This is a genomic window from Kribbella endophytica, assembly GCF_054781295.1.
Genome location: NZ_BAAGUR010000002.1, coordinates 139,741 through 165,906, shown reverse-complemented (window position 1 = coordinate 165,906; position 26,166 = coordinate 139,741). Strand labels below are relative to the sequence as shown.

At 69.3% G+C, this 26,166-nt stretch carries 24 protein-coding genes; 10 read left to right on the top strand and 14 right to left on the bottom strand.

What is annotated here, in order from left to right; translation table 11 throughout:
• Window positions 1–59 precede the first annotated feature (59 nt).
• The 6 genes from ACYVIO_RS19390 to ACYVIO_RS19365 form a co-directional block, all read right to left on the bottom strand.
• Complete coding sequence (locus tag ACYVIO_RS19390; protein WP_460652239.1) at window positions 60–935, bottom strand: carbohydrate ABC transporter permease; 876 nt, start codon at window positions 933–935, stop codon at window positions 60–62.
• Window positions 932–1,843 (bottom strand): carbohydrate ABC transporter permease, encoded by a 912-nt coding sequence (locus tag ACYVIO_RS19385; RefSeq protein ID WP_460652238.1) that lies wholly within the window; start codon window positions 1,841–1,843, stop codon window positions 932–934. The genes ACYVIO_RS19390 and ACYVIO_RS19385 overlap by 4 nt, the downstream gene beginning before the upstream one ends.
• Entirely contained in the window at window positions 1,840–3,102 is a 1,263-nt protein-coding gene (locus ACYVIO_RS19380) for an ABC transporter substrate-binding protein (protein ID WP_460652237.1), read from the bottom strand. Before ACYVIO_RS19380 ends, ACYVIO_RS19385 begins: the two co-directional genes overlap by 4 nt.
• Before the next feature lie 14 nt (window positions 3,103–3,116).
• Complete coding sequence (locus ACYVIO_RS19375; protein ID WP_460652236.1) at window positions 3,117–4,577, bottom strand: sulfatase-like hydrolase/transferase; 1,461 nt, start codon at window positions 4,575–4,577, stop codon at window positions 3,117–3,119.
• Between the two features lie 207 nt (window positions 4,578–4,784).
• A complete protein-coding gene (locus ACYVIO_RS19370; protein ID WP_460652235.1) occupies window positions 4,785–5,390 on the bottom strand; it encodes an MBL fold metallo-hydrolase in 606 nt (201 codons plus the stop codon).
• The gene (locus ACYVIO_RS19365) at window positions 5,390–6,484 is read right to left on the bottom strand and encodes an S-(hydroxymethyl)mycothiol dehydrogenase (RefSeq protein WP_460652234.1); all 1,095 of its coding nucleotides are present in this window, start codon (window positions 6,482–6,484) and stop codon (window positions 5,390–5,392) included. Before ACYVIO_RS19365 ends, ACYVIO_RS19370 begins: the two co-directional genes overlap by 1 nt.
• A 308-nt stretch (window positions 6,485–6,792) precedes the next feature.
• Between ACYVIO_RS19365 and ACYVIO_RS19360 the strand changes: the two genes are divergently transcribed.
• The 4 genes from ACYVIO_RS19360 to ACYVIO_RS19345 all read left to right on the top strand — a co-directional run bounded on the left by ACYVIO_RS19360 (window position 6,793) and on the right by ACYVIO_RS19345 (window position 10,614).
• Window positions 6,793–7,671 carry an ABC transporter ATP-binding protein gene (locus tag ACYVIO_RS19360; protein WP_460652233.1) on the top strand — a complete coding sequence of 293 codons (879 nt, stop codon included), beginning with the start codon at window positions 6,793–6,795 and terminating at the stop codon, window positions 7,669–7,671.
• Window positions 7,668–8,492 (top strand): ABC transporter permease, encoded by an 825-nt coding sequence (locus ACYVIO_RS19355; RefSeq protein ID WP_460652232.1) that lies wholly within the window; start codon window positions 7,668–7,670, stop codon window positions 8,490–8,492. The genes ACYVIO_RS19360 and ACYVIO_RS19355 overlap by 4 nt, the downstream gene beginning before the upstream one ends.
• Window positions 8,493–8,563: 71 nt before the next feature.
• Window positions 8,564–9,781, top strand: a complete 1,218-nt coding sequence (locus ACYVIO_RS19350) for a sensor histidine kinase (protein WP_460652231.1) — start codon at window positions 8,564–8,566, stop codon at window positions 9,779–9,781.
• 182 nt (window positions 9,782–9,963) lie between these two features.
• Window positions 9,964–10,614 (top strand): response regulator transcription factor, encoded by a 651-nt coding sequence (locus ACYVIO_RS19345; protein ID WP_460653548.1) that lies wholly within the window; start codon window positions 9,964–9,966, stop codon window positions 10,612–10,614.
• Window positions 10,615–10,618: 4 nt separating this feature from the next.
• Here the strand turns inward: ACYVIO_RS19345 and ACYVIO_RS19340 are convergent, their stop codons facing one another.
• Window positions 10,619–11,443 carry an isoprenyl transferase gene (locus tag ACYVIO_RS19340; protein WP_460652230.1) on the bottom strand — a complete coding sequence of 275 codons (825 nt, stop codon included), beginning with the start codon at window positions 11,441–11,443 and terminating at the stop codon, window positions 10,619–10,621.
• 189 nt (window positions 11,444–11,632) lie between these two features.
• On the opposite strand from ACYVIO_RS19340, the gene ACYVIO_RS19335 reads away from it, so the two are divergent.
• The 3 genes from ACYVIO_RS19335 (at window position 11,633) to ACYVIO_RS19325 (ending at window position 13,920) form a co-directional block, all read left to right on the top strand.
• Window positions 11,633–12,241 carry a hypothetical protein gene (locus ACYVIO_RS19335; RefSeq protein ID WP_460652229.1) on the top strand — a complete coding sequence of 203 codons (609 nt, stop codon included), beginning with the start codon at window positions 11,633–11,635 and terminating at the stop codon, window positions 12,239–12,241.
• 53 nt (window positions 12,242–12,294) lie between these two features.
• Entirely contained in the window at window positions 12,295–13,230 is a 936-nt protein-coding gene (locus tag ACYVIO_RS19330) for a hypothetical protein (protein WP_460652228.1), read from the top strand.
• Window positions 13,231–13,560: 330 nt separating this feature from the next.
• Window positions 13,561–13,920, top strand: a complete 360-nt coding sequence (locus ACYVIO_RS19325) for a hypothetical protein (RefSeq protein WP_460652227.1) — start codon at window positions 13,561–13,563, stop codon at window positions 13,918–13,920.
• A 115-nt stretch (window positions 13,921–14,035) separates the two neighbouring features.
• Here the strand turns inward: ACYVIO_RS19325 and ACYVIO_RS19320 are convergent, their stop codons facing one another.
• The 6 genes from ACYVIO_RS19320 to ACYVIO_RS19295 all read right to left on the bottom strand — a co-directional run bounded on the left by ACYVIO_RS19320 (window position 14,036) and on the right by ACYVIO_RS19295 (window position 19,776).
• Window positions 14,036–14,587, bottom strand: coding sequence for a hypothetical protein (locus ACYVIO_RS19320; RefSeq protein WP_460652226.1), 552 nt, complete (start codon window positions 14,585–14,587; stop codon window positions 14,036–14,038).
• 448 nt (window positions 14,588–15,035) lie between these two features.
• A complete protein-coding gene (locus ACYVIO_RS19315) occupies window positions 15,036–15,596 on the bottom strand; it encodes a hypothetical protein (protein WP_460652225.1) in 561 nt (186 codons plus the stop codon).
• A gap of 132 nt (window positions 15,597–15,728) precedes the next feature.
• Window positions 15,729–16,499: a DNA repair protein RecO gene (gene recO / locus ACYVIO_RS19310; protein WP_460652224.1), complete on the bottom strand. Its 771-nt coding sequence runs from the start codon at window positions 16,497–16,499 to the stop codon at window positions 15,729–15,731.
• A gap of 29 nt (window positions 16,500–16,528) precedes the next feature.
• A complete protein-coding gene (locus tag ACYVIO_RS19305) occupies window positions 16,529–17,488 on the bottom strand; it encodes an SDR family oxidoreductase (RefSeq protein ID WP_460652223.1) in 960 nt (319 codons plus the stop codon).
• Window positions 17,485–18,471 carry an aldo/keto reductase gene (locus ACYVIO_RS19300; protein WP_460652222.1) on the bottom strand — a complete coding sequence of 329 codons (987 nt, stop codon included), beginning with the start codon at window positions 18,469–18,471 and terminating at the stop codon, window positions 17,485–17,487. The genes ACYVIO_RS19305 and ACYVIO_RS19300 overlap by 4 nt, the downstream gene beginning before the upstream one ends.
• Before the next feature lie 105 nt (window positions 18,472–18,576).
• Window positions 18,577–19,776, bottom strand: a complete 1,200-nt coding sequence (locus ACYVIO_RS19295) for a bifunctional alpha/beta hydrolase/OsmC family protein (protein ID WP_460652221.1) — start codon at window positions 19,774–19,776, stop codon at window positions 18,577–18,579.
• A 202-nt stretch (window positions 19,777–19,978) separates the two neighbouring features.
• Between ACYVIO_RS19295 and ACYVIO_RS19290 the strand changes: the two genes are divergently transcribed.
• The 3 genes from ACYVIO_RS19290 to ACYVIO_RS19280 are packed head-to-tail and all read left to right on the top strand — an operon-like array spanning window position 19,979 to window position 24,581.
• On the top strand, window positions 19,979–23,095 hold the full coding sequence (locus ACYVIO_RS19290; protein WP_460652220.1) for an FtsX-like permease family protein: 3,117 nt from the start codon (window positions 19,979–19,981) through the stop codon (window positions 23,093–23,095).
• Window positions 23,092–23,931, top strand: a complete 840-nt coding sequence (locus ACYVIO_RS19285) for an ABC transporter ATP-binding protein (protein ID WP_460652219.1) — start codon at window positions 23,092–23,094, stop codon at window positions 23,929–23,931. Before ACYVIO_RS19290 ends, ACYVIO_RS19285 begins: the two co-directional genes overlap by 4 nt.
• Window positions 23,928–24,581, top strand: a complete 654-nt coding sequence (locus ACYVIO_RS19280) for an ABC transporter ATP-binding protein (RefSeq protein ID WP_460652218.1) — start codon at window positions 23,928–23,930, stop codon at window positions 24,579–24,581. Before ACYVIO_RS19285 ends, ACYVIO_RS19280 begins: the two co-directional genes overlap by 4 nt.
• Here the strand turns inward: ACYVIO_RS19280 and ACYVIO_RS19275 are convergent, their stop codons facing one another.
• Window positions 24,582–26,054, bottom strand: coding sequence for a GNAT family N-acetyltransferase (locus ACYVIO_RS19275; RefSeq protein WP_460652217.1), 1,473 nt, complete (start codon window positions 26,052–26,054; stop codon window positions 24,582–24,584).
• Between the last annotated feature and the right edge of the window lie 112 nt (window positions 26,055–26,166).

The following is a 26,166-nucleotide window of genomic DNA, read 5'->3' as shown; positions in this document are numbered from 1 at the left end:
CGGCGCCCAAGGTGACCTGCCCGAAACCCCTCAGCCCCGACCTCACCGCAGCTCAGGCCTCACTTCAGGCCGGACGTGGCGACGCCCTCGACGATCCGCCGTTGGAACAGCACGAAGGCCACCAGGACCGGCACCATCGTGACCAGGCTCATGGCGAACATCTGCCCCCACTCGGACTGCCCGGACGAGTCCAGGAACGTGCGCAGCGCGAGCGGGACGGTCAGCTTGCCGGGATCCGAGATGTAGATCAGCGCGGTGAAGAAGTCGTTGTAGCTCCAGATGAACGAGAAGATCGCCGTGGTCACCAGCGCCGGGCGCAGTAGTGGCAGCACGATTCGCAGGTAGATCTGGAACACCCCGCAGCCGTCGATCCGGGCCGCCTCGTCGAGCTCGCGCGGCAGGCCGCGGATGAACTGGACCATCAAGAAGATGAAGAACGCCTCGGTGCCGAGGAACTTCGGCACCACCAGCGGCAGGTAGGTGTCGACCCAGTCGAGGTCGCGGAAGATCGAGTACTGCGCGATCAGCGTGACGTGCTGCGGCAGCATGATCGTGCCGAGCATCAGCCCGAACAGCAGCCGCCGCCCGACGAACGACAGCCGCGCGAACGCGTACGCCGCCAGCGAGCAGGACAGCACGTTGCCGACGATCGTCAGCGCGCAGATCAGCAACGAGTTGAACAGGTACAGCGAGAACGGCTTGCCCGTGCCCGACCACCCGTTGACGTAGTTGTCGACGCTCGGCGACTTCGGCACGACCGACGACGAGCCGAAGATCTCGGAGTTCGGTTCGAACGAGCTGCTCAGCATCCAGATCAGCGGGTAGAGCATCACCAGTCCGACCAGGATGATCACCGCGTGCGAGACGGTACGGCGGGACAGCAGCCCAGCCGGGCGGTTCGCCGCCGAGGCCCTGCCACGTGTGGAGCTGCTCATCGGGCCTCTCTCTCGTCGGCGTAGAAGACCCAGCGCCGGCTCATCGCGAAGTTGGCCGCGGTGAACCCGGCGATGATCAGCAGCAGCACCCAGGCCATCGCGGCCGCGTAGCCCATCTCGAAGCTGCCGAACGCCTTCTGGTACAGGTAAAGCGTGTAGAACAAGGTCGAGTCGGACGGCCCCCCACTGCCGCCGGAGATGATGAACGCCGGCGTGAACGCCTGGAACGCGCCGATGATCTGCAGCACCAGGTTGAAGAACACGATCGGCGACAGCAGCGGCAGCGTGATGTGGAAGAACCGCCGCAGCCGCCCGGCGCCGTCGACCTCGGCAGCCTCCAGTACGTCGGCCGGGATCTGCCGCAGCCCGGCCAGGAAGATCACCATCGGCGCCCCGAACTGCCAGACCCGCAGCAGCACCAGCGTGAACAGCGACGTGTCCGGCGAGGAGATCCAGCCCGGCCCGTCCAGCCCGACCAGACCGAGCACCTGGTTGACCAGCCCGTCCGCGCCGAAGATCTGCCGCCACAGGATCGCGACCGCGACGCTGCCCCCGAGCAGGCTCGGCACGTAGTACACAGCCCGGTAGAACGACACCGCGCGCAGGCCCTGATTCAGTACGACGGCAACAGCCAGCGCGAACACCAGCTCGAGCGGCACCGACAGCAGCACGTACGTGAAGGTGACCACGAGCGAGTGCTGGAACCGGTCGTCGGACAGCATCCGCTCGTAGTTCGCGAGCCCCTCCCACACCGGCGGGCTGAGCAGGCTGTAGTCGGTGAACGAGTAGTACAGCGACAGCACCATCGGTACGAGGGTCAGCCCGACCAGACCGACCAGCCACGGGGTCAGGAACGCGTACGCCGGAAGGCTCTCCCGCAGCCGGCCGCGCAGGGTGCCGCTGATCATGCGCCGAGGACCCGCGCCGACTCCGAGGCGAACTTCTCCGCCGCCGCCTTCGGGTCGGTCTTGCCGAACCCGATGTCCTGGTTGAGCCGGTTGAACACGCTGTTCAGCTCCCCGTACCCCTTGGGCCAGGGCTGCGGCGACGGGCCGACCTGCTGCTCGATCTTCTCGACGTACGCGATCGCCTGCCCGGCCGGCGTCTTCGGCTGGGCGGCCAGCAGGTCACGCGACTTCTTCGACGGCGGTACGCCGAGCGTCAGGCCGATCGCCTTGACCGCGCGGTCGTCGTTGACCAGGAAGTCGATCAGCTGCGCGGAGGCCTCGGGGTTCTTCGTCTCGGCCGAGACCGACCAGAAGTCGAGCGCCTTGAGGAACTGGCCGCGCAGCGACCCCGGCGTACGGCCTGGTACGGCGCCGACCGCGAGCTCGGCGTTCTTGACCAGCGGCTGGTAGAAGGTCAGCTGCTGCACCCAGCCGAACTCGACCGGCGCCGCACCCTTGGACAGCTGCGAGGTCTCGAACGAACCGCCCTCGGCGGACACGTCCGCGGCGGGCGCGGCCTTGGCCTTGCGCAGGGCGTCCCAGTACGCGAACCAGGCCTCGATCACATCCTTGCCAGCGGCAAGCTTGCCGTCGGCGAACAGCTCGGCGCCGTACTCGCGGGACCAGGTCTCGAAGATCTGGATGTTGCCGCCGACATCGGTCGTGCCGTACTTGCCCGGACCGGCGTCGGCCGCGAAGTCCTTGGCGAAGGTCGCGAAGCTGTCCCAGCTCCAGGTCGCCGGCAGCTTGCCGCCGCGGGACTCGACCAGCGCGGGGTTGCGGAACGTCGCGTGCGTGATCGACGACTGCCCGATCCCCATCAGCTTGCCGTCGATCTTGCCGCTGTCGGCGACGTCCTGGTCCAGCGCGTCGAGCTTGATCCCCTTGTCTGTGAGATCGAGCAGCGCCTTCCGCTGTGCGTACTCGGCGAAGTACGTCATCGACATCCGGAAGACGTCCGGGCCCTTGCGGCCCGCAGTCTGCGTGGCCAGCTTGTCCCAGTAGTCCGCGAACGCCGCGCGCTCGGTGCTGAGCTTCAGGTCGGTACTGAAGTCCTTCAGCGCCGCGTCCATTGCCTTGTGCACCGGGTCGCCGCCGTACCAGGCGACCCGCAGCCCGTCCGACGACGCTTCGTCGCTGCCGCCGCAGCCGGGAACAGTCAGTGCGGCCGCGGCCGCGGCGCCGAACCCGAGAAAGGTCCGGCGAGTCAGTCCTGCCATGATGCGCCTCCGGATCAGCGCTGGAGCCAGCGCCAGTTGTGCTTGACGGTTTTGGGGGTGTAGGCCCCGGCCGGCAGGTCGTCGGCGACGCGGATCAGCCAGCGCAGCAAGGTGGCCTGGAGCGCGTCGTGGACGGCGTGATGGGCGGGGTCGTCGGCCAGGTCGACCAGTTCGGCCGGGTCGGCGTCCAGGTCGTACAGGCGGTGCTGACCGCGGTCGTCCACGATCAGCTTGTGGTTGCCGCTGACGACCATCCGTTCGCCACCGCTCTGGGTGACGGAGTTCAGTTCGTCGTAGTTGCGTCCCTGGTAAGGGAAGTGCAGCGGCGGGCGGTCGCTCTCGTCGTACGAGACACCGCCGTACCCGAGCTCGGCGTAGATGCTGCCGAACTCGGCCTCGGGCCCGGTCTCGCCCGCGAGCAGCGGTGCGAGGCTGCGGCCCTGGACGCCGGCCGGGATCTCCGCGCCGACCAGCTCGCACAGCGTCGGGAACAGGTCGACCATCGAGACCAGCTCGTCGCGTTGACCGGCCGTGATGCCGGGACCGCTGACCACGAACGGGATCCGCATCAGGAAGTCGGACATGCCGGCGCCCTTGCGCTGCAGGCCGTACTCGCCGACGTAGTCGCCGTGGTCGCTGACGAACACCACGATCGTGTCGTCCAGCCGATCGCCGAGCTGGTCCAGCAGCCGCGTGATCTGGTCGTCGATCAGGCGCAGCATGCCGAGGTAGTTGGCCCGGTAGCGTCGCCAGGCGTCGTCGTACCCGGGTCGCTTGGCGGTCGTCAGCTCGTGCAGCCAGCGGTAGCGCCAGCCGAGCGCGGGGATCGCCTCCGGTCCGGCCAGGCGCTCGGGCACGTCCTCCTCGGCGAACAGGCTGAAGTACGGCTCGGGCACCTGGTACGGATTGTGCGGCTCGGGGAAGGAGACCCAGAGGAAGAACGGGTCGTCCTCGGTGGTTGTCCTCAGCGCGTCGATGGCGCCGTCCACGATCCGGTACGGCAGCTGCGCTTCAACCGGGTACGGCGTGGGCTCGTCGGCGACGCCGTGGTCGAGGTCGTGCAACCACTGGTCGAACGCGGCCTCGGTCTCGCTGGCCGCCGGACCGCGGTCGTGCATGAACGGGCCGTGGTAGGTGTCGAAATCGTGCTCGGTCCGGTGCATGTGCGGCTTGCCGGCGAAGTGCAGCGAGTAACCGGCGGCCCGCAGTACGTCGAGCAGGTCCTCGGAGTAGTAGGCGTGCTCGGCATTGCTGTTCTGGCGGACGTGGTGCGCGGTCGGGAAGCGGCCGGTGAGCAGGCTCGTCCGGGCCGGCACGCACGCCGGGTAGCTGGTGTAGGCGCGACCGAACGCGGCGCCCGCGGCCGCGACCTGGTCGAGGCGCGGCATCGTGTCCAGGCCGAGCCCGGAACCGGCAGTGAGGCCGGCCCGGTGCTGGTCGGTCATCAGCAGCAGGATGTTGGGACGGGTGGGCATCCTCGGCGGGTCCCCTCTCGGCAGTGGCTTGCCGGGGACTTTACAGCGCTGTAAATTGTGTGTCCACAGGAAGTTTCCGAGCAGACGAACGACCGGCTCCGCGGTTGCCCAGGGCAACTACGAAGCCGGTCTCGTGGTGCTTGTACGACGGTCGGCGCTGCTCAGCGTGACGGCCGGCGGGCGCGCTGCTCGACGGTCGGCTGGTGACTACTCGATGTTGCCGAGCTCCGCGGCGATCGTGGTGGTGTCGCCGTGGCCGGTGTGCACGACCGTGCCCTCGGGCAGCGTGAGCAGCCGCTCCCGGATCGACTTCAGGATCGTCGGCTTGTCGCTGTACGACCGGCCGGTCGCCCCCGGCCCGCCCTGGAACAGGGTGTCACCGGTGAAGACCGCGTCCAGCTCAGCGGCGTACAGACAGGTCGAGCCGGGGCTGTGCCCGGGCGTCGCCACGGCCTTCAGCGTCGTCCCGGCAACCGCGAACTCGGCGCCTTCCTTCAGATCGTGGTCCGGCAGCTCGTCGTACAGGGCGGACCAGAGCATCTGGTCGGCGGAGCTAATCCAGACCGGGCACTTCAGCACGGCCTGGACGCCGCCGACGGCGTTGATGTGGTCGTTGTGCCCGTGCGTGGCGATCAGCCCGACGACGCGCCGGTCCCCCACCGCTTGCACGATCCGCTCGGCGTCGTGCGCGGCGTCGATCACCAGCACCTCGTGGTCGTCGCCGACCAGCCAGATGTTGTTGTCGACGTCCCACGTCCCGCCGTCCAGGCTGAACGTCCCGGACGTGACCAGTCGTTCGATCCGGGCGGCCATCAGAAGACCACCACGGACCGCAGCACGTCGCCGTGGTGCATCTTCGCGAACGCCGCCTCGACCTCGTCCAGCGCGATCGTCTCCGACACGAACCGGTCGAGCGGCAGCCGGCCCTGCAGGTGCAGGTCGATCAGCAGCGGGAAGTCGCGGCTCGGCAGGCAGTCGCCGTACCAGCTGGACTTGAGCGATCCGCCGCGACCGAAGAAGTCGAGCAGCGGCATCTCGAGCTGCATGTCAGGCGTCGGTACGCCGACCAGCACGACCGTTCCGGCCAGGTCGCGAGCGTAGAAGGCCTGCTTCCAGGTCTCCGGACGGCCGACCGCGTCGATCACGACGTCCGCGCCGAAGCCGCCGGTCAGCTCCTGGACCGCCTCGACGACACCGTCGTGGTCGAGACCCTTGGAGTTGATCGTGTGCGTCGCGCCGAGCTCCTGCGCGACGTCGAGCTTGCGCTGGTCGATGTCGAGCGCGATCACCTTCGCCGCGCCGGCCAGCCGGGCGCCGACGACGGCCGCCGTACCGACGCCGCCGCAGCCGATCACCGCGACGGTGTCGCCGCGACCGACGTTGCCGGTGTTGACCGCCGCGCCGAGACCGGCCATCACGCCACAGCCGAGCAGCCCGGCGACCTCGGGCTTCGCGGCCGGGTCGACCTTCGTGCACTGACCGGCCGCGACCAGGGTCTTCTCCGCGAACGCGCCGATGCCGAGCGCGGGCGACAGCTCGGTGCCGTCTGCCAGCGTCATCTTCTGCTTGGCGTTGTGGGTGTTGAAGCAGTACCACGGGCGACCGCGCAGACACGCACGGCAGTTGCCGCAGACCGCGCGCCAGTTCAGTACGACGAAGTCGCCCGGTGCGACATCGGTGACACCCTCGCCGACGCTCTCCACGATCCCGGCCGCCTCGTGGCCGAGCAGGAACGGGAACTCGTCGTTGATCCCGCCCTCCCGGTAGTGCAGGTCGGTGTGGCAGACGCCGCAGGCCTGCACCTGCACCACCGCCTCGCCCGGACCGGGATCGGGGATCGTGATCTGCTCGATCGTGACCGGGGCACCTTTGCTCAGGGCTACGACTCCACGCACTGTCTGACTCATGCGCCCGACGCTAACCAACGCGGGCCGCTCCCGTCAGCCCCCGTCCGCGCGTCGTACCGGTGATTTTCGGTACGTCGGGCCGCTGGTACGCCGGGCCGCCGGTCCGCGGTCCGCCGGTAGACCGGGCGCCGGTACGCCGGGGTCGGTCCCGCCGGTAGACCGGGCGCGGCGCGCCGGGCCGCCGCCGAACGGGATCGGCGCCTGCGCCGTACGGCATCGGGGGACGGCGTCGTGTCCACCGGTCGGGGGACAGCCGGTACGCCGTCCGGTGCTCCCGGCGTACCGGCTGCGGCCGCGAAGCTTGAGCCATGACCGACAACGACTTGGCAGTGCGGGTCCGCGGACTCGTCAAGCGGTACCCGGACAAGGTCGCCGTCGCCGGCGTGGACCTGGACATCCGGCACGGTGAGGTGTTCGCCCTGCTCGGCCCGAACGGCGCCGGCAAGACCACGACCACCGAGATCCTGGAGGGGTACCGCAGCGCCGACGAGGGCGACGTCCAGGTCCTCGGCATCGACCCGGCGCACGCCGACCGGCACTGGCGGGCCCGCGTCGGGATCGTGGCGCAGTCGTCGCGCGACGAGGCCGAGCTGTCGGTCGCCGAGCTGGTCCAGCACTTCGCCGGCTACTACCCGAACCCGCGCGACCCCGCCGAGGTGATCGCGTCGGTCGGGCTCGAGGAGAAGGCCAAGACCCGGACCCGGAAGCTGTCCGGCGGTCAGCGCCGCCGGCTCGACGTCGCGCTCGGCGTCATCGGCAACCCGGAACTGCTGTTTCTGGACGAGCCGACCACCGGTTTCGACCCCGAGGCGCGCCGCCAGTTCTGGACCCTGATCGAGAACCTGCGCACCAGCGGTACGACGATCCTGCTCACCACCCACTACCTGGACGAGGCCGAGCACCTGGCCGACCGGGTCGGCGTGATCGCGGACGGGCAGATGCTCGAGGTCGCGACGCCGGACACGCTCGGTGGTCGTGGAGCGCGGACCGCGCGGGTGTCCTGGCTGGACGCCGACGGCGCGCACGAGCTCCGGACCGACGAGCCGACCGCGGAGGTCGCGCGGCTGATGGCCCGGTTCGGCGGCGAAGTACCCGAGTTGCAGGTCCGCCGGCCGAGCCTCGAAGACATCTACCTGGACCTGATCGGCGCCGTTCAGCCGGCCGCCCTCGAAGGAGCAACCCGATGAGCACCACCGCGCCGACCCGCCCGCTGCCGTCCGTCGTACAGGTCGGGCTGTCCCGGACCGCGCTGGAGGTGAAGCAGTTCTTCCGCGAGAAGGAGCAGCTGATCTTCACCTTCTTCTTCCCGATCATCTTTCTCGGCATCTTCTCGGCCGTCTTCAGCGGCACCGGCTTCGCCGACGGCGTCGACGCCGCGACGTACTTCACGCCGGGCATGATCGCCTCGGGCATCTTCCTGACCAGTTTCCAGTCGCTCGCGATCACGATCGCGATGGAACGCGACGAGGACCTGCTCAAGCGCCTGCGCGGTACGCCGATGTCGCCGCAGTCGTACTTCATCGGCAAGATCGGGCTGGTCCTGACCACCTCGATCGCCCAGTTCGGCCTGCTGCTGGCGATCGCCGGGCTGCTGCTCGGCGTGGACATCCCCTCGGAGCCGTCGAAGTGGCTGAACTTCCTGTGGATCTTCGTGCTCGGCACGGCGTCCGGCTCGGTGCTGGGGATCGCGTTCAGCGTCGTACCGAAGTCCGGCAAGGCCGCCTCGGCCGTGGTGACCCCCGTCGTCCTGCTGCTGCAGTTCATCTCCGGCGTCTACTTCGTCTACAGCAGCCTGCCGTCCTGGATGCGGACCGTGTCCGAGTTCTTCCCGCTGAAGTGGCTGGCCCAGGGCATGCGGTCGGTGTTCCTGCCGGACAGCTTCGAGGCGACCGAGCCGGGCGGCTCCTGGCAGCTCGGGACCGGTGCGATCGTGCTCTCGCTCTGGCTCGTGGTCGGGCTGGTCGTCGCCCAGCGGGTCTTCCGCTGGACCCGCCGGGACGCCGGCTGATGGTCCTCCACGCTTCCGCCGGAACCGTGCGTCGCGTGGACGACTGCGGGTTCTGGCGGAAGATAGGGGGTATGCAGCCCATTTCGCGCGACCAGCAGCCGGTCTGGATCCGGACGCTCGTCGGCTGGCACGTCGTGTTCTACGCGATGCTGGTGGTGGTCGTCATCGGCGCGGCGACCTCGTCAGAGCTCAGCTCCGACCGCCGGACGGCGTACCTGATCCTGATGGCCGCGCTGGCGCTGGGGTACCGGTTCCTCGCGATGCCCGCGATGCTCTCGCGGAACCGGCTGCTGTCGAACGTCTACCGGCTGCTGATGATCGCCTGCATCGCCGGAGCCGTCGGGATCTTCCCGCAGTCGGTGTTCATCCTGTTCATCGTCTCGCCGCAGATCTGGCTGCTGAGTCACCGGACGCTCGACGCCATCGTGCTGACGCTGACGCTGCTGGTTGCCGTCGGCACCGCTCAGCTGTGGGCGGCCGGCTGGACCACCGACGCCTTCTGGTCGATTCTCCCGTGGATGATCATCAGCCTGCTGGTCAGCTCGATGCTGGGGATCTGGATCGACCGGGTGATCGCGCAGAGCCAGCAGCGGGCCGACCTGATCGAGGAGCTGGAGTCGACCCGCGACGAGCTCGCCGAGGCCCACCACTCGGCGGGCGTGATGGCCGAGCGGGAGCGGATGGCGCGGGAGATCCACGACACGCTCGCGCAGGGGATGACCAGCATCGTGATGCTCGCGCAGACCGCTTCGGTCGAGCTCTCGCGCGGCGGTGCTTTCGCTGTTGCCGGTCGCCTGAGTGCGATCGAGGACACCGCCCGGGAGAACCTGGCCGAGGCCCGCGCGCTGGTGGCCGCGTTCACGCCGGTCGCGTTGTCGGAGGCAACGTTGACCGAGGTGCTGCGGCGGCAGGCGGAACGGTTCGCGGCGGAGACGGGCGTCGACGTACAGGTGTCGCTGGACATGCCCGACGAAGAGGTCGCCGCGCTGCCGCAGGGTCAGCAGGTGGTGCTGCTGCGGGCGGCGCAGGAGGCCCTGGCGAACGTACGCAAGCACGCGGGGGCGACGACGGTGCTGATCACGCTGACGATGTCGGCCGACGGGGTCGGGATCTCGGTGTCGGACGACGGGACCGGCTTCGAGCCGTCGGCGGCTGCCGCCGGGTACGGACTGGCCGCGATGCGCGGGCGGGTCGAGGAGTCCGGCGGGAGCGTGCAGGTGGAGAGCGCGCCGGGGCGCGGAACCCGCGTGCAGGTCCTCATCCCTTCGAGCAGTCAGGAGAGCTCGTGACCGCGCTGGGCAGCGTCGACGGGTCGGGAGAACTCGTGACCGTGCAGGTCGATCGTCGACAGATCGGGAGAGCTCGTGACTGTGCAGGTCGTTCGTCGACGGGAGAGCTGGCGTCCTTCCTTCGACAGGTCGGGAGAGCTCGTGACTGAGCGCGTCCTTTCGTCGACGGGTCTGGAGGAGACATCGTGACCGTGCGGGTTCTGGTGGTCGACGACCACCCCATCGTCCGCTCCGGGCTGACCGGCATGCTCGCCGTCACCGACGACATCGAGGTGGTCGGCGAAGCCGGCGACGGCGAGGAGGCCCTCGCGCTCGTCGAGTCGACCCGGCCGGACGTCGTACTGATGGACCTGCGGATGCCGCGGCGCGACGGGGTCTCGGCGACCGGCGCGATCGTATCGGGCTATCCGGCGACGAAGGTGCTCGTGCTCACGACGTACGACACAGACACGGACATCCTGCACGCCGTCGAGGCGGGCGCTGCGGGGTATCTGCTGAAGGACACCCCGCATGCCGAACTGCTCGACGGGATCCGCGCCGCTTCGCGTGGTGAGACGGTGCTGGCGCCGCCGGTCGCGGCACGGTTGATGTCGCGTTTGCGTACGCCGGCGCCTGCCGCCGCCGCGCAGCCTTCGCCGCGCGAACTGCAAGTGCTGGCCGCGGTGGCTCGGGGGTTGAGCAACGCCGAGATCGGGCGCGAACTGTTCATCGGCGAGGCGACGGTGAAGACGCACTTGCAGCGCCTGTTCACCAAGCTGGACGTCGACGACCGCACCCACGCGGTCACGGTCGCGATCGAGCGCGGGTTGTTGCCTTCCCCCCGGAACCGGTGACCTGCTACTTAGCGACCTCGTTGGGTACTGCCCCGCCGTACCGGCGGTCCCGCTGGGCGTAGAGCTCGATCGCCCGCCACAGATCACGCCGGTCGAAGTCGGGCCACAGCGTGTCCAGGAACACCATCTCGGCGTACGCCAACTGCCAGACCAGGAAGTTCGACGTCCGCTGCTCGCCCGACGACCGCACGAACAGGTCCACCTCCGGAACCTCCGGGTGGTACAGGTGCTTGGCGATCGTCTTCTCCGTGATCCGGTCCGGCCGAAGCTTGCCTGCAGCAACCTCACCGGCGATCGACTTCATCGCGTCGGCGATCTCGGCCTGCCCGCCGTAGTTCACGCAGAACTGCAGGGTGATCGTGTCGTTGTCCTTCGTCCGCTCCTGCGCGTCCTCGAGCTCGTCGATCACGCTCTTCCACAACCGCGGCCGGCGCCCCGACCAGACGACCCGCACCCCCATCGCGTCGAGCTCGTCGCGCCGCCGGTGGATCACGTCCCGGTTGAACCCCATCAGGAACCGCACTTCTTCAGGCGAGCGCGCCCAGTTCTCGGTCGAGAACGCGTACGCCGAGATGTACTTCACCCCGATCTCGATCCCGCCCTTGATCACGTCCAGCAGCGAGGCCTCCCCCGCCTTGTGCCCCTCGGTCCGCGGCAACCCCCGCTGCTTGGCCCACCGCCCGTTCCCGTCCATCACGATCGCCACGTGCCGAGGCACCAACTCCTCCGGCACCTTCGGCGGCACCGCCCCCGAAGGATGCGGCTCCGGCGCAACCACCTCCCCCCGACGCCCGCGCTCCACAACCCGACGACGACCCAGTGGCGACATGCCTGAGATTTTCCCCCATCCCCTGCTCGCGCCGCCCACCAACCCTCCCCTTACTTGAACCGGCAACTTCCCGCCACCCCCTCACCCCCGCAACAACCTGCAACCTGTGGATAACCCCGGCCCCCCACCACGCCCCGTATGAAACCCTTGCACTGTCCGCAACCCCCGCTGCCCCAGGAGCCGACCCGCATGCCCCGCCGACTCACCCTCGCAGCCGCCACTTTGTCCCTGGCCCTGCCCTTGGCGTCCTGCACCAGCCCTTCCCCCGAAGCGGGCCGCCCAGACACGACTCCGCCCAGCAGCACGCCGACGACAACGAGCCCTGGTACGCCGTCAACACCGCAGTGGACCGAGGAGGAGCAGCAGGCGATCAACGCCGCCCAGGCCCGCTACCTCTCCGCCCGCAGCGCGATCAACCAGGCGTTCCACGACCCTCGCGCGGCCACACGGGACTCGCTCCTGAAGGCCGGCAACGGCGATCCGTGGCTGATCTCGGTCATCGGCGACCTGAAGTTCCTCAAGGACCAGGGGTGGTACCAGAAGGGCGACGTTGCCGTGGACTCGGTGGTCGCCCAGTCGGTCAAGCTCGCCGGCGAGCGGCCGGAGGTGCACCTGACCAGCTGCATCGATAGTTCGAAGACGACCACGATCATCAGGAAGACGGGCAAACCGGTAACCACCGCCGGTGACGACGGGAAGCGCAAGAAGGCTCAGGCGAAACTCGTGTTCGCGCCGACGTCCACCAGCCAGGCCAAGGCCTGGTACCTGGTCGAGGAGGAAGGTGCAACCAATTGCTGAGAGCCGCCGCAACCTTCGCCTTGACGCTCGGCCTGCTGTCGAGCTCTTGGGCTATGCCGAATGCGTTTGCCGAAGGCGACCCTCCTCCCGGGTACGAACGGGTCTGCGTGGCGGCGTTGCACACCTGCTACTTCCAATTGAAGTCGGAGGTCACCGACGACGGTAAGAAGGAATCGGAGCAGGAGCCTGGAAAGACCCAACAGGTCACGAAGCGCGTCTGCAACTTCGGCGGAGCCCCACAGGCTTGCACGTCCGATCTCGGCAACTGGTCCAACACCCACCAGTGCTACCTGCAGCGGATGGATCCTCCCCCGCCGTACGACAGCCCCATCTGGACGGGCAAGGACCTCACCAAGGGCAGCGTCTGGGCCTGCGTGCGCGAGCAGGGCTACGACGAAGGCCGCCACCTCGTCACCCGCTTCATCTGGATCCAAGGCGAACCCGACATCGAGGTCGTCGACCCGTTGACGCTCGTCTACCGCGCCATCGCCGAGATGAAGCTCGGCAAACCCCAGATCCAAACCACCCCAGGCCCCGGTCAGATCGGCCTCGTCAACATGCCCGTCTGGCTCTGGCTCACAAAATCCGAGAACACCTGGGGCCCGATCACCCGCTCAGCCAGCGTCCCCGGCCTCACCGTCAACGTGAAGGCCCAGGTCAAAGCCGTCAACTGGTCCCTCGGCGACGGCAAAACCCTCCGCTGCGAAACCGCCGGCACCCCGTACACCAAGTCCTCCGGCATCAAAGACTCCCCCGACTGCGGCCACCGCTACACCAAAACCTCCCACACCCAACCCAACTGCAACTACCCCATCACCGCCACCACCCACTGGGACATCACCTGGGAAAGCACCCTCGGCGACACCGGCCAAATCCCCATGACCCAGTCCGCCAACACCCAACTACGAATCGGCGAAGCAGTACCGGTCCTCGTCGACCCCAACAGCAACGCCCAAGCCCCCGCCCCACCCAGTACCGCGAACTGCTGACCTCCGCAGGACCGATCCACCGATCACCGAATCCCTACAGCCACGCACCACAGGGCGGTCAGCGGGTGCCGGGACGGACCTTGGCGTGCGTGCCTGACGCCGGCCAGCAGCGGCGGCCACGTGACGCGGCAGCCCGGCTCCCGGTTGCTCACCGAGGCCCGATAAGCCGGCAGTTCCGTTCCCCGCAGTCGAGAACGCCGTCGCCAAGCTGCAAAGACTCCCTGCTGAGGGCCGCAGCACGGCGACGCGACCTCGGACCAGGCCTCCGCCGTCGCCTGCAGCCAGAGCGAACCCGGTCGCAGAAAGCCCACGCCTGACAAAACTCTGCCCATGCCTGGCCCCACGAGCGAGGCGCGGATCTACCTGTTGGACGCGGACGAACGACGGATCACCTCCGACGGCCCCTTCGTCGTCGGTCCGGACGGCGTACGAGAAGACCTTCCTCCCCTCGCGTTCGCGGCAGTCCAGCACGTGCTTGAGGCAATGCGAGCCGGCATGGCAATAAATCTCCCCACTACGCCCCGAACTGCCAATAGACGAGGCAGCAGACGCGATCAGCATGGCCGCGACGACCTGCGCGCCTACGCCGCCGAAGGCGCGGTGCCCTTCCGATCAACAGACTCGGTCGACTGGGTGGACCTCGCCACAGTGATTGCCTGGGGCAACAATCTCCGGACAGTGCGAGCCTAGGGGATCCGAGAACTCCTCGATGAGGATCCCTGGAGCGGCTCGACCACGAGCCGCTAGCCGGCATGGCCTCAGGCGCAACTGAACCAGAGCCGTGCCGAACGCATTCCCGAGTGGCTCAAGAGCAAGAGCGCGCAGGCGAGCTGACCTGCGGATCGCCGGCACCGTCAGGCGCCACGAGGACCGGTCGCAGATCCACCACCGCGAGCGAGGTCGAGCGGCTGAACTGCAGGGGGATGTCGCCCTCGATGCCGCCGCCGGTCCAGTGGACGTTCCAGTACGCCGTGGCGCCGACCGGGAACGTGCCGCCCTTCTCGCAGCGAGAGGTCTTCACGTACTTGTGCCCGCAGGTCGGCGACGCGGGCACTTCCTTCAGAGACTTGCCCTCCATCGCCGATCGGTCGAACGGCGTACCAGCGCCTTTGCAGCTGACCGTTTCCCCGTCACCCATCGACCATTCGATCCGGGCCAACGTCCCTGTGGCCGCGATCGTCACGCCGCCAAGAGTTGCTCGCGCAGACAACGGTCCAGTCGTGCTCTCACCGGGATCGGTGACCCACATCCAGACTGGTGAATTCACGACGCCCTCTCGCCGCGCGCTCTGCACAAACGGCGACAGACCCAGCTGCGGCGCCACGAAGTTCATGTCGTCCACAACCTCCTGAGCCACCTCTCGAGGATCCCTGGTCGGAGCCTCCCCCGGTTCCCGAATCACCGAGTCGAACCTTTCGATCCCCTCGGCCTTCCCGTTGACGACGTCGTACACGTAGAAGCATCGGTAGAACGTACTGCCGGCTTGATCTCCCCCGGGCTGCCGAGCAGCTGCGGCTTAGCCTCCTGCTTCAGGTAGCACGATGTGGCAGGGTCCCAGACCCCTTCGGGAGCTGTGCATGGCAGCGGTTTTCCCTCCCGCTGGCACCCGGACTTCACGGCCTTGGTCCCGGGCTTGCCGTTGTTCTGCGCTCCGGGCTTCTCGGGCTTGACCACCTTGATCCTGCAGAGACCCGAAGCAGCGTCAAGGTCGCAGTCGGGGCCAGCGAGTGCGGTGGCAGGCGCCAGCGGAATGTGTCCGGCCGGGATACTTGCGCCGATCAGCACCGCGGTCAACGCGGTCGCGATCAACATTTGGCCGCCTGATTTCGCCCGTTGGCGACCTTCCAGCTTCCGCCGACGAACTTCACTTCCCGGTTGTCCAGCCAGCGGTCCGGAGTGCCAGGGGGCCGGACGTTCTTTCCCGCAGCGTCGACGGCCTTGATGTTCGTGGTGTCGTAGCAAGCCTGAACCGACACCGCGACGACCTTGCCGTCCACCGGCGCCGAGATCGTGCCCGGGCGAGCCCAGAGCACCTTGATCTGACCGACGGTGTGGACCTTCCGCCCTTGGTAGGTCACAGCCTGGTTCTTCGATGCCTCGAGTTCGAGGCCGGTCGTGACCGACGGCAGGTCCTTGACGTCGGTGCCGCCGCTGCCCGTCATCGTGTCGATCACCTGGCGGTATCGCTTGTAGGCCTCCACGGCGGCAACGCCGGCCGCTGCCGACGGATCCGTTGGAGTGCTCGCAGTCGTCGGCGCAGCCGAGGGGGTGAACGGTGGTGGGGTGGCACTGCCGCCGGCGTTGCTGTCGCAGGCGGTCAAGGCGACGGCTACTGCGAGGGTGACCGCGATGAGCCGGCCGATCATTGATGCGCCTCCACTGGCCTGTGCGACTACTGACCGTATAACTCTGCCATACGGGTAGTTCGTGGCGTTGGGGTTGTCCACAGGGGTCGGAGCGGCAGGCTGGAGGCTGCAGGTTGTTGCAATTTGCCCGGGCTAGTTGACCGCTTCGGTGCCGGGGAGGGGGGTCCCTGGGGTGATGGAGAGGTCCAGATGCCGGAGGGAGCGGAGGCGGTCTAGGTGCCAGGCTGCGAAGGCGGCTACCAGGGTGTCGGCTTCTCGGCGGGTTTTGGGGTCGGTGCGTTCTGCGGTGGGCCAGTCGCCGGTGAGGAGGGCGGCCAGGAGGGTGATGGTGGCGGGGGCGGGCATGGCGGAGGCGGGTGGGCGGCAGGCGCTGCAGACCACGCCGCCTGCTGAGGGGTTGAAGGCTCGGTGGGGGCCTTCTTCGCCGCACTTGGCGCAGTCGCCGAAGGAGGGGGCGTAGCCGGAGATGGCCAGGGAGCGGAGGAGGAAGGAGTCGAGGATCAGGCCGGGTTCTCGTTCTCCGGTGGAGAGGACTCTCAGGGCTCCGGCTAGTAAGAGGTGCTGCTGGGTGGCTGGCTCTTTCTCCTCTACGACGAGGCGGTCGACTGTTTCGAGGAGAACCGTGCCGGTGGTGTAGCGGGCGTAGTCGGAGACGATGCCTTCGCCGTACGCCGCGATGGAGACGGCCTGGGTGACCACGTCCAGGGTGCGGCCGGTGGCGAGCTGGAGGTCTACGTGGCTGAAGGGCTCCAGGCGGGCGCCCCAGCGGGACGTCGTACGGCGTACGCCCTTGGCGACGGCGCGGATCTTGCCGTGCTGGCGGGTCAGGAGGGTGGCGATGCGGTCGGCTTCGCCCAGTTTCTGGGTTCGGAGCACGATGGCTTCGTCACGGTAGAGCGGCACGGGGACAGTGTCTCAAACGGGTCCGACAGTCAGAGCGAGTTGGCGTACTCGGCGAGGCCGGTGGGCTTGCGGCCGGTGAGCTGTTCGACGGCGGGGCTGACGGCGCTGAGTTCGCCACTGGCGATGGCGGCGTACGACGTGACCCAGCCGGCGACCGCCCAGGCGGGGGCGCCGAAGCGTTCGCGGGAGCGGTAGGCCTCGTCGAGGGTCTCCGGTTCGTAGCGGATCTTGCGGCCGTGGGTTTCGCTGAGGACGGCGGCGGCTTCGGTGAGCGTGAAGGCCGTCGGGCCGGTGAGGTCGTACGTCGTACCGGTGTGTGCTGCCGGGTCGAGGAGGACCTGCGTGGCGGCTGCGGCGACGTCGTCGCGGAGTACGGCGGCGACATGGCCGTCGCCGGCCGGGCCCCGGATGGCGTCGTCCTCGCCGACGAAGCCGGGGATGAAGTCGAGGTACAGGTTGTCGCGGAGGAACGTGAAGTCGATGCCGGTCGCGCGGAGGTGCTGCTCGGTGTGCCAGTGGTCGCGCGCGAAGGTGAACGTCGCGTTCGGTGCGGCGCCGACGAAGGAGGTGTAGACGATGTGCTGGACGCCGGCGGCGACGGCCGAGTCGATCGTTGCCTTGTGCAAGGAGACGCGGTCGGCGGACTCGGTGGCGCTGAGCAGGAGGAGCGTGTGGACGCCGTCGAGGGCGTTGAGGAGGGCGTTGTGTTCGCCGTACGGCGCTTGGGCGATCTCGCTCCCTTCTAGCTCGGGGGCTCTGGCCGGGTCGCGGACCAGCAGGCGCTGGTGTACGCCGGCGTCGGCCAACTGGCGCGCGACCTTCGAGCCGAGCGTTCCGGTGGAGCCGGTCACGGCGATCAGTGGTTGCTCGCCGCTGAGAGCGCCGGGCACGCGGCTCGAGGTGCTCGCCGCGGCGGCGCCGGTTGAAGCAGTGGGGATGGCGCCGGGGGTAGGTGCGGCGGGGCTGCCCTCCTCGCCGTACGGGCTCACTTGCCGACCATTTTCAGGCCGGCTTCGTTGTAGCGGGTGCCGGCGGCCGCATCCGGGGGGAAGGCGTTGTTGAGGGTGGTGAGCTCCTCGGGGGTGAGGGTGAGGTCGACGGCGGCGAGGTTCTCGGCCAGGTACTTGCGGCGCTTGGTGCCGGGGATCGGCACGATATCGTTGCCCTGGGCAAGGAGCCAGGCGAGGGCGAACTGGCCGGCGGTGACGTTGCGGGCGGCGGCGAGGGCCTTCACCTCGTCGACCAGGTCGAGGTTCTTCTGGAAGTTGTCGCCGGTGAAGCGGGGCATGCTCGCGCGCATGTCGTCGGGGCCGAAGTCGGCGGGCGACTTGATCTGGCCGGTGAGGAAGCCGCGGCCGAGCGGGCTGAACGGGACGAACCCGATGCCGAGCTCGCGCAGCGTCGGCAGGACGACGGTCTCGGGGTCGCGGGTCCACAGCGACCACTCGCTCTGGACGGCGCTGATCGGATGCACGGCGTGAGCGGCGCGGACGGTCTCGCCGTTGACCTCCGAGAGACCGAGGTAGCGGACCTTGCCGGCGGTGACGGCCTCGGCCATCGCGCCGACGGTCTCCTCGATCGGGACGTTGGGGTCGCGGCGGTGCAGGTACCAGAGGTCGACGTGGTCGACGCCGAGGCGGCGCAGCGAGGCGTCGATGGCTTCCCGCGCGTACTCGGGGGTGCCGTTGACGACGTTCGGGACCTGGTCGCCGGCGCTGTCGCGGCGGAAGCCGAACTTCGTCGCCAGCACCACCTCGTCGCGGCGGCCGGCGAGCGCACGGCCGAGCAGCTCCTCGTTGGCGCCGTCGCCGTACACGTCGGCGGTGTCGAGAAAGGTGCACCCGGCATCGATCGCCGCGTGCACCGTCGCGATCGACTCGGCGTCGTCGCCGGTGCCGTACGACTGGGACATCCCCATGCAGCCGAGGCCGAGGGCGGAAACGGTCAGATCTCCGAGCTGGGATTCACGCATGCGTCCGAACTTACCCCCGTTCGCCCGCTCGTACGTCGAGGGGCCCGGCCCCGTGAGACAAGAAACCGGTCTCTCCCCGTGAGCGCCGTACGTGGACCAACAACCTCAGTCCACCATGGCTGTGCGGATTTGGATTTCTGAGTGGAGGGTTCGGTGGACCGGGCACTTGCCGGCTATGGCTAGGAGTTTTTCGCGTTGTTCCTCGGTGAGGTCGCCGTCTAGTTTGATGCGGAGGTCGATGCGGTCGAGCATGCCGTTGGTGGTTTCGCAGGTTTCGCAGTCCTTGGCGTGGATGCGGGCGTGGCGGAGCTCGACGGAGACGTCGCGGAGGGGGATCTGTTTGCGGTCGGCGTACATGCGGATGGTCATCGACGTGCAGGAGCCGAGGGACGCGAGCAGCAGGTCGTACGGCGTGGGGCCGGTGTCGCGGCCCAAGGGGACGGGTTCGTCGGCGGTGAGGTGGTGGCGGCCGGCGACGATCGTCTGGGCGTACGGCGCGCCGTTCTCTCGGACGAGGACGTGGTGGCCGAACGTCAGCCCGGACGCGACGGCCGGCGGCACGGACGGCGCCACCGCCACCTCGGGCGGCACGGACGACACGGACGCGACCTCCGGCGGCGGGGACGACGCCGACGCAACCTTGGGCGGAGCGGGCGCAACCTCCGCCGGCGCGGACGGCGCGGGCGCGACCTCGGGCGGTGCAGGCGGTGCCGGCGCGACCTCCGGCGGGGCGGGCATGGTCAAGTACCGCGAGACCCAGGCGCCGATCATCGACGCGACGTAGAGGGCGTCGGCGGCGGCCGACAGCGAGTGGTCGGCGCCGTCGAGGGCGATGAACGACTTCGGGTGCCGGGCCGCGACGAACAGGTGGCCGGCGTTCTGGATGCCGACCTGCTGGTCGTTCGGCGCGTGCATCACCAGCAGCGCGGTGCGCGGCGGCGGGATCTCGCCGGCCGGCGCGTTGATCGTCACGACGGCGCGGATCTCCGGGACCAGGTGCGAGGCCGACAGGACGGCGACCCCGCCGAGCGAGTGGCCGATCAGGATCTCCGGCGGCTCGAAGTTCGCGCGCAGGTGGTACGCCGCCAGCACGACGTCCGCGACCGCCCCGGCCGCGCCGATCTCGAAGGCGAGCACGGCGATGCCGGCCCGGGTCAGGACCTCGGTCATCACGTCCACCGAGCCCGGTGCGCGGTGCGCCAGTACGGCGTACGCGCGCACCTCGCCGGCGGGCAGTGCCATCAGTGCGTCGAGTGATCCACCCTGCGGCCTGTCCAGCTCCAGCGTGACCTTCGGATCCGTCATGGGACAAGCATCCCTGACGCGACGAAGCCCCCGCCGTATCGACCCACGGTGACAGGCAGGTATCACTCAGTAGCAACTATTGCTCGTGGCCGACAGGGTGCGCAACGAAACCGCATCGGTCGCCGTCGACTTCCTGACGTGACACCGGCCAGTCCGTAAGTTCTCGTCAGGGTTCCACGCACTGCTGGGGGGTACGGAAAAGATGTTTCTGGGCCGAGCGTTGCGGTACCGATGGTCCCAGGCGGTCGTGCTGGCCGGGGTCAGTCTGCTGATCGGCACGTGCGCCACCTTCGCGCCCTGGTTCTCGCGGTCGGTCGAGCAGACCGTGACGACCGAGATGCTGACCAACCAGCCGCTCGCGGCCGCCTGGCAGATGGAGGCGCTGCCGCCGCCGACGAGCCGCATCACCAGTACGCCGACCGCGCCGGAGAAGCTGCAGAACCTCGTACCGGCCGACGTCCGGCCGCTGTTCAGCACGCCCGTGTACGGCTCGCACGTCGACGTCAGCTGGATCACCGGCCCCCACATCACCGATCCGAAGCCGGGGGTCCGGATCGTGTGGCGCGACGGGTTCTGCGAGCGGCTGACGCTGACCGCCGGACGGTGCGCGACCGCGCCCAACGAAGTGGTGGCGTCGCTGGCGGACGTCGAGAACCACGAGGTCAAGCTCGGGCAGCGCCTCGACATCGTCCCGGAGCAGTACGTCGGCAGCGGGAAGCTCACCGTGGTCGGCCTGTACCGGCCGGTGGACGCAAAGGACGTCTACTGGTTCGGCCGCCCGCCGACCGGGCACTCCTACCCGCAGACCGGTGAGGACCCCGGCAAGCTCGACTACCTGCTCACTGCCCGGGACACCTTCGACCAGAACGCGTGGGGACACCGCAACACCCTCGACACCCGGCCGCTGCCCGGCCTCACCCGTCTGAAGGACCTGGACCGGCTCAAGGCCGCCACCAACGAGGTCCAGGCGAACGCCGGCGAACTCGAGTACAACGCCTCCAACGCCTCCGCGCTGACCAGCCTGATCGACTCGATCGATGCCGAACGCAAGCAGGCGGCGACGATCATCCCGCTGGTGATGGTCCAGGTCGCGCTGTTCGGCGTGGTCGTCCTGGCACTGGCGCTGGCCGCAGTGGTCGACCAGCGCAGACCTGAGCTCGCCGTAGCCAGGCTGCGGGGCTCCAGCGCGCGCAGGGCCGGGCGCACACTCGCAGTGGAGCTCGGCGCGCCAGTGGCGATCGGAATGCTCCTCGGCCTGGTGTCCGGCTTCGGACTGCTGCTGGCGGTCCGGGCGACCTGGCTCAACGGAGGGTCTCCACTCGAGTTCCACTGGACGGTCCCGGCCGCGCTGGGCCTCGCCCTGGTGATCGGTCTGACCGTGGTGGCGTGGACCGTACGGTCGATCGCCCGCCAGCCGATCTCCACGCTGCTGCGTCGCGTGGTGCCCCGCCGCCGCGGCAGGACCGTGGCGGCCGTGGATGTCGCCATCATCGTCCTCGCGACCGCCGGACTGGTCGGTGCGCTCACTGGAGGCGGCCGCGGTCCGCTGCCGGTGCTCACGCCGACCCTGCTGGCCCTGGCAGTCGGTCTGACCTTCGCGCACCTGCTGCTCCCGGCCGCGGCCATGATCAGCCGGCAGGCCCTGCGCGCTGGGCGACTTGGACTCGCCCTCGGCGCCCTGCAGGTCTCACGCCGACCTGCGGTCACCCGCATCGTGGCGGTCGTCGCCGTGGCGACCGCGCTGGTGTCGTTCGCCGGCCAGGCCGCGTCAGTTGCTGCTCACAACCGCGACACCCGCGCCGGCTACGAGGCCGGCGCTCCCGGCGTACTCGATGTCAGCCCCGGCAGCCTCGGCGACTTCACCAAGGTGCTCGACGACCTGGACCGCGACCGGCAGTGGCTCTCCCCCGTCATCATCGGTACGACGACCGCCCCGGACTCCCTGCGGACCATGATGATCGAGCCGGACAGCTTCCGCCGGATCGCCTTCCGCGGCGACGAGCTGACCGACCCGGACGGCTTCGCCCAGGTCACCGCGCGGCGGGAGCCGACGCCGATCGACCTGCGTGGCGACAAGCTGCACGTGACGGCGAGCACCGGCCCGATGAAGCCGGTCATCCCGGAGACCATCAACGGGACGCCGCCGCCGGATCAGGACCCCGCGAAGTCGGTGATCGTCCAGGCCACGGTGGTCAGCCTCCGCGACGGCGGCCGGTACGTTGCCAACTTCCCACCGCTGCCGCTGGTCCCCGGGCGCACGGTCAACCTCTCGACGAGCATCCCGTGTGGCGGCGGCTGCCAGCTGCTGCGGATCGGCATCGCCCGTGGCCTCGACGACCAGTCGGGCATCGAGGGCGAGGTGACGATCAGCAAGCTCGGCACCGCCGAGAAGCCGGCCCTCTCACTCGGCAAGGCGTCGGACTGGGAGGAGATCCCGCAGCTCAGCGAGAAGACCGGAGCGATCAGCGCGAAGGACGGACCGGCCGGCGGACTCACGCTGTACGTCACCAGCATCGCGCTGGAGACCCTGCTCCAGCACGGCTCGGTCCCACCGCTGGTCCCCTCGCTGGTCACCCGCGGATACCCGTGGTCCGACAATCTGACCGTGCCGGGCCTGGACGGGATTGCGTTCCGGATCAGTTCGGTCGACCGGCTCACGGCACCGATCAACCGGTACCCCGAGCGGTCGGCGGTGGTCGACCTGGAGACGATGCGCCGGCTGGGCGGAACCGTTGCCCTGCGCAGCATGTCGTTCGAGGTCTGGCTGAACGACGAGGGCGTGGCCAAGGCCGACGAGGCGATCGCGGCGCTGAGGAAGGCCGGGTTCCAGGCGCAACTGGTCGACCGCAGCGCCGACCGCGAGGCGGCGTACGGACGTTCGGCCAGTGCGCTCGCACTGCAGCTCACGCCGATCATCGGGGTGGCCGGCTGGTCGCTGGCGATCATCGTGCTGCTGCTGATGGTGGTCACCTCGTGGCGCTCGCGGGCGCAGGACTACGCGAGCCTCAGGATCACCGGCGTACCGGCCTCGACGACCGGACGGGCCGCTCGATGGGAGCAGACCGGACCGGTCGCACTGGCTGTGCTGCTCGGTTCGATCTGCGGGGTGGTCGGCGCGAAGGTCGCGTTGCCGCTGATCCCGCTGTTCGCCGAGACCGCCGAACCGTCGCCGATCCCGCTCGACCTGGGCACCAACTGGGCCGTCGCGGGCGTGCTGTGGCTGATCGGGACCGTCGTCCTGACCGTGACGACCCTGCTGCTCGGTTCCGGAGTGAACCGCCGGGCCGGCTACAGCCGGATCAAGGAGGAGCTGTCATGAGCGGGCTCGCGATCAGCACCAGCGGACTGGTGCACATCTACCGCAGCCAGGGCCACGACGTCGCCGCGCTGTCCGGCATCGGGATCAACGTCCGGCCGGGCGAGCTGGTCGGCCTGCTCGGGCCGTCCGGTGCGGGCAAGTCGACACTGCTGCAGCTGTGCGGCGGGCTGCTCACGCCGAGCGCCGGGCGGCTGCACATCGGCGACCACAACGTCGCCACGATGACCGAGGCGGAGCTGGACCGGATGCGCGCGGCCGACGTCGGCATCGTGCTGCAGGGCGCCGGGCGCAACCTGATCCCGTACCTGACGCCGATCGACAACATCCGGTACGCGCAGCGCGCCGCGCCGCGTGACCGGGACCTGCCGTCGCCGGAGGAGGTGCTGGAACTGGTCGGCCTGACTGAGCAGGCGAAGGCGCCGCTCGGCACGCTCACCCCGGGGCAGATCCAGCTCACCGCCGTCGCGGTCGGGATCGCCACCTTCCCCGGGCTGCTGCTGGCCGACGAGCCCACCAGCCAGCTCGACCACCAGGCCCGCGACGAGGTGCTCGCGGCGATCTCCACCATCAACCGGACCACCGGGATGACGGTGCTGCTGATCACCCACGACCCGGACGTGGCCGCCGCGTTGCCTCGGACGATCACCATCCGGGACGGCCGGATCGCGTCCGAGGGCCGCTCCGGCGAGGAGTTCGCGGTGGTCGCCAGCGACGGCTCGCTGCCGCTGCCACCGCACGTGGCCGACCTGCTGCCGCCGGGGACTCTGCTCCGGGTCACGACCACCGAGGACGGCGAGGTCCGGCTCAGCCCGGTCGAGCAGGAAGGCACCCGATGAGCGAGCAGGGCATCACCGCGACCGGGCTCACCGTCGTGTACGGCGAACTGGTGGCCGTCGCGGACGTGTCGCTCCGCGTTCCGCCGGGGTTCGTGCTGGCGGTCAGCGGGCCGTCCGGCGCGGGCAAGAGTTCGTTGCTGTGGGCATTGGCCGGGGCGGTCGCGCCGAAGTCGGGCACGGTCGAGCTCGACGGCGTACCGGTAGTGGATCGACCGGGCGCGTCCAAGCAGGGCGTCGTACTGATCCCTCAGGGCAACGGGCTGGCGCGGGTGCTGACCGCTCGGGAGAACCTTGCCCTGCCATTGCTTGCTGAGGGCAAGAAAGATGTCGACCACGTGATCGACGAGGCCCTGAAGGCGGTGGGGCTGGAGGAGAGCGGCGACCACCTGGTCGAGGAGCTGTCCGGTGGCGAGCAGCAGCGGGTCGCGGTCGCGCGCGGGCTGGCCCAGCAGGGCCGCGTCGTACTGGCCGACGAGTCGACCAGTGAACTCGACAGCACCAATCGCGAACGCGTGCTGGACCTACTGCGCCAGGAGGCCGAGCGTGGCGCCGCGGTCATCATCGCCACGCACGACCCAAGCGTGGCCGCCGGTGCCGACGGCCACGCGACGATGGACGAGGGCCACCTCAGCTGGCAGCGCCGGCTGTAGTCACAGGCCGATCAGGTGCGGTGAGGTGGGCGGTCCGCTGGCGAGCAGGTCGGCCAGGTAGGCCGGGAGTGCGCGCGGGGAGAAGACGTCCGGGCCGTCGTACGACGCGAGCTCCTGCTGGGTCCACCAGCGATGGCCGTGCACGTTCTCGGCCAGGAGCTCGTCCGCCGACATCGTGCCGGCGGCGGTGTGGGTGTCGACGCGGACCAGGAAGTAGTCGTTGATCACGCCGTCGTACCCGGCGGCGTGGCCCTCGGCAACAACCTCCTGGTGCCACAGGTGCGGCGGATCGGCGGGCGGTGTCAGGCCGATCTCCTCGACCAGTTCGCGAGTGAGGGCCTGCAGCAATGATTCGCCCGGCTCGACGCCGCCGCCTGGCGCGGCCCACACGTCCGGGCGGTCGCCGAAGGCGAAGCGGAGCAGCAGGATGCGGTCGTCGCGATCCAGTACGACGGCGCGCGCGGCCGGGCGCAGGTTCGGAGTGTGGCGTTCGAGCTCGTGGAGCTCTTCGGCGAACTCGAAGCCGAAGCGGGCGTTGACCTTCTGCATCGGGCCGTTCGATTTGGCCGTCCAGGTGTGCAGGAGGGTCTGGGTGGTGCGGTGCTCGGCGAGCTGGGCGAGGTTGGCCAGTTTGAGGTGGGTGCCGAGATTGTGGCCGCGGTGGTCGCGGAGGACGAGGGTGTCGTCCTGCATCACGTTGTCCGGGTCGCCGGGCATCACGTAGATGAGCGTGTAGCCGGCCGGGGCGCCGTCGGTGGTGTGAACCATGGTGACGAGGGCGAGGTAGTTCTTCGCCATCCGCTCCTCGTTGGGGCGCAGGCGCTCGACGGTCCAGGGCTCGGGGTTGCGGGTCATCTCGCCGGAGGGGACGTCGAGGTCCATCGCGGTTCTCAGGTCGGCGTACGCCTGGAGGTGCTCCTCGGGGCAGGGGCCGGCCCAGGAGGTCAGGCGGTAGCCGGTGAGGTCGCCGGCGTCTGTCGTGAGTTTGGCGAGGCGGTCGTCGTCGTACGGGAGCGGTACGACGAAGTGGTCCTCGACGTTGCCGATGGTGAACCCGAGGCCGGCGGCGAACGCGCTGGCGGGCCAGGGGCCGTTGGTTGCCGGGACGCCGAGCTCGGCCTGGAAGATGGTGCGGCCCAGCTCCGCCGCGCGAGCAGTTGCCCAGCGCCACAACATGGTGCCGGCGCCGCGGCGGCGTTCGGCCGGTGGGACGTCGATCTCGACGTCGACCGTGTCGGGGTCGCCTATCAGGGGGTACTCGAAGAGCATCGCGCCGATCAGGCGGTCTCCGTCGAAGGCGCCGACCGGGATGCGGCGTTTGGCCGGGCCTGGGTTCTGCAGGGAGTAGGTCATGGCGTCGCGGTTGGCGACGAACGCCGCGGGGCGCTGGTCGACGGCGGCCGCGTGGAAGGCGTCGTACCAGCTTCCGAACGTCGGCTCGTCGAACGGGTCCACCTCACGCACGGAAATCATCCGCCGAGCCAACCAGCTCGGCCCCCACAACACCACCTATTTCTCACCCGCCCCCGTGCCCTGCGGGCACGGGGGCGGGTGGAAAGAAGAGGGGCGGGAGGGAGCCGAGCCC